This is a genomic window from Streptomyces sp. rh34, from assembly GCF_002551245.1.
Taxonomy (GTDB): Bacteria; Actinomycetota; Actinomycetes; order Streptomycetales; family Streptomycetaceae; genus Streptomyces.
Map to the genome: position 1 here is coordinate 1 of NZ_NTGZ01000451.1, position 2,917 is coordinate 2,917.

Below are 2,917 nucleotides of genomic sequence, written 5' to 3' on the forward strand. Positions count from 1 at the left end.
AGATGTGTATAAGAGACAGGTAGCCGCCCTCGCCCAACGCGTCCACGCGCCGCTGCCAGCTCGCGTCGGCCATCCGGCGCGGGGTGCGCAAACCGTCCGCGAACAACGCCCGCGCGGCCGCCACGGCGACCGACGCCCGGATTCGGGCGCTCAGCAGATGACTGAGCACCAGGAGCTGGTAGAGCGGCTGCGGAGTGTCGCGCAGCCGGATCCCCGCCTCCGCCGCATACGTCCGCCCGTACCCCTCCAGCAGCGCGTCGGTGACCCGGCGCGCCGACGCGGACACCTGGCGGCTCATCCGTAACCGAAGATCCGGGCGAGGAAGAATCCGGCGACCGCCAGCGCACCGACCACGATCAGGGCGATCCAGACGCCGGGGTGCTCCCACAGCCCTCCGTCCGCGCGCTCTTCGTGGGCCTCCCCGATGGAACCCTCGGCCGGCGGTGTCTCTCCTGGGGGATTCAGTAGAACAGCCATGCCTCCAGGGTCTCTCCGTCCGAGCGCCCGCGCACGCCGTCGGGGTTCCGAAGCCGGGGGCGCGGACGCTGCGCTCACCGGCGGCCGGCATGGTCTCCCTGCGGCTGCCGGAGCAAAGTCTCACCCTCGACCCCAGGGTGAGGAAGAGGCCGCTCCACCGGGCCGTCCCGCGCACCGGGCTCCGGACGCCGGAGATCCGCGCCGAGAGCCCCGGCCGCGCGGGATGCGGAGGCGACCGGTCCCTGGTTCGCTGGGGCCAGGGCCCGTCCGGCGCCGTGGACCCCGTCAGGATCCGCCGGACACGCCCCGGAGATCCCCAGCGTCCAAGGAGTGGTGATGAGCGGTTCGGACGAACCCGCCGACCTGGCTCGGCAGATGCGTGAGAAGGCCCAGCAGCTCGCGGAGGCCGCGGAGCGCGCGAGCGATCCGCACGAGCGCGAGCGGTTGGAGAAGAAGTCCCGGACGATCCGGGACCGGAGCGAGCAGCAGAGCGCCATGGAGGCCGGGGACATCTACCCCGAGAAGTAGCCCCGTCGGCACCCGCCCGCCTCCGGAGGACAAACGGAACCCCCGGGGGCGGGCGGCCGCGCGTGCAAGCGCCGGCTCAGTCGGCCCACTCCAGGAGCCGTTCCGCGCTCCAGGTCGTCACCACCCGGTCGGCCGGCACCCCGCACTCATCGGCCCGGGAGCACCCCGACCGCTGCCAGTCGAGCTGCCCCGGGGCGTGCGCGTCCGTGTCGATCGCGAACAGCGCCCCCGCCGCGACGGCCGCGCGCAGCAGCCTCCGGGGCGGATCCTGCCGCTCGGGACGGCAGTTGATCTCGACCGCCGTCCCCGCCCCGGCGCAGGCCGCGAAGACCCGGTCCGCGTCGAACCGCGACTCCGGACGGCCGCGCCCGGCCAGCAGGCGTCCCGTGCAGTGGCCGAGCACATGCGCCCGCGGATGGCGTACCGCCCTCTCCAGGCGCCGGGTCATCGGCTCCGGGTCCATCCGCAGCTCGGAGTGGACGGAGACCACCACCACGTCGAGCCGCTCCAGCAGCTCGGGCTCCTGGTCGAGCGAGCCGTCCGGGAGGATGTCGCACTCGATCCCCGTCAGCAGCCGGAACGGGGCCCACTCCTCGTTGAGCCGCGCAACCACAGCGAGCTGCTCCCGCAGCCGCTCCGGCGACAGGCCGCGCGCCACCGTCAGCCGGGGCGAGTGGTCGGTGAGGACGGCCCACGCGTGCCCCAGCTCCGCGGCGGTCCGGCCCATCTCCTCGATCGGGCTGCCCCCGTCCGACCAGTCCGAGTGCAGATGGCAGTCGCCCGTCAGCCGGGCGAACAGCTCCTCGCCCCCCTCGACGGGCGGCTCGGCGGCGGCTTCCCTCTCCAGCCGGTCCAGATACCCGGGCGTCTCCCCGGCCAGGGCCTCGCGGATCACCTCCGCGGTGCGGGGCCCGATCCCGGCGACCCGCTCCAGGGAGTCCGCGGCCACCCGCTCGGCCGCCTCCCCGGCGGCCATCGCGTCCACGGCGGCCGCGGCCGTGCGGAAGGCCTTCACCCGATAGGTGGCGGCCTGCGAGCGTTCCAGCAGGAAGGCGATCCGCCGCAGGGCGGTGACGGGGTCCATCGGCACCTCCACCAGGAGCGTCCGCGGTCCGCCGGCAGGCCGCCCGCCCCACCAGGATGGGCGCATCCGGCCCCGGGCGCATCCGGCCCCGGGCGCATCCGCGCCGCGGCCACACCCCCTCAGGACGCGGCCTCCCCGGCGCCCGGCACGGACACCCAGCGGCCGGTGTCCGTGTCGTAGTCGAGTACGGCACGCCCCCGCACCCCGGTCGTACGGAACGGCCGGCCGCCGTCGTCGACGCGCACCGTGCCGGACCGGCCGCCGCTGCTCCAGGTCAGCTCCGCGAACCAGTCGCAGTCGCAGGAGACCGTGCGCCCCGTGATCAGGAGGACCTCGGGATCGGTGACGGAGACGCTGTACGGGAAGGCGACCGCCTCGATGGGCTCGCCCGAGTCGTTGCCCGCGACCGAGCGGGCGACGGGCCGGGGCATGTCGAGATCCACGTCGAACATCCTCGGAGTGAGGGCCCCGCCGCAGCCGGAGCTCATCCGGTAGACCCGGCCCTCCGGCGGCGAACGGCGCTCGACCACCCGGATCCGCAGGGCTTCCAGCACCACGGCCCGCTCGTCCCGGCCCTGCAACGTGATCCGGACACCGGCCTCACCCGCGTGCACACCGCCGAGCGCTCCGGCCCAGGAGTTCGCGTCCGCCTCCACCGGGGGCGGCGGGACGGCGGCGGGCGCCCGGTCGACGAGGTAGGAGTGGTCGCAGCCGTTCTTCCAGACATGGTCGTCCGCGGTCCAGGTGAACGGCACCCGCCCGGCCTGCGGCCCCGGCGTGCCCCCGGACGGCCGGGGGAGCGTCTCCTTGCGCGGCCCGACGCCGGGC

Annotated in this window: 3 protein-coding genes and 2 pseudogenes; 1 reads left to right on the forward strand and 4 read right to left on the reverse strand. The window is 75.1% G+C overall.

Annotated elements, in window-relative coordinates:
* A pseudogene (locus tag CR470_RS37065) lies at positions 1-298 on the reverse strand (endonuclease); the annotation flags it as partial.
* Positions 295-477, reverse strand: a complete 183-nt coding sequence (locus CR470_RS37070) for a DUF6480 family protein (RefSeq protein WP_097872101.1) — start codon at positions 475-477, stop codon at positions 295-297. The pseudogene CR470_RS37065 and the gene CR470_RS37070, both read right to left, overlap by 4 nt.
* Before the next feature lie 336 nt (positions 478-813).
* On the opposite strand from CR470_RS37070, the gene CR470_RS37075 reads away from it, so the two are divergent.
* A complete protein-coding gene (locus CR470_RS37075; RefSeq protein ID WP_097872103.1) occupies positions 814-1,005 on the forward strand; it encodes a DUF6381 family protein in 192 nt (63 codons plus the stop codon).
* A gap of 76 nt (positions 1,006-1,081) precedes the next feature.
* Here the strand turns inward: CR470_RS37075 and CR470_RS37080 are convergent, their stop codons facing one another.
* Both CR470_RS37080 and CR470_RS37085 read right to left on the reverse strand, forming a co-directional pair.
* Positions 1,082-2,089, reverse strand: coding sequence for a PHP domain-containing protein (locus CR470_RS37080; protein WP_097872105.1), 1,008 nt, complete (start codon positions 2,087-2,089; stop codon positions 1,082-1,084).
* A 119-nt stretch (positions 2,090-2,208) separates the two neighbouring features.
* Positions 2,209-2,917 (reverse strand): annotated as a pseudogene (locus CR470_RS37085) (transcriptional regulator); the annotation flags it as partial.

Coding starts and splice junctions, on each gene's coding strand:
- CR470_RS37080 (WP_097872105.1), bottom strand. CDS start 2,089: ATGGACCCCGTCACCGCCCTGCGGCGGATCGCCTTCCTGCTGGAACGC.
- CR470_RS37075 (WP_097872103.1), top strand. CDS start 814: ATGAGCGGTTCGGACGAACCCGCCGACCTGGCTCGGCAGATGCGTGAG.
- CR470_RS37070 (WP_097872101.1), bottom strand. CDS start 477: ATGGCTGTTCTACTGAATCCCCCAGGAGAGACACCGCCGGCCGAGGGT.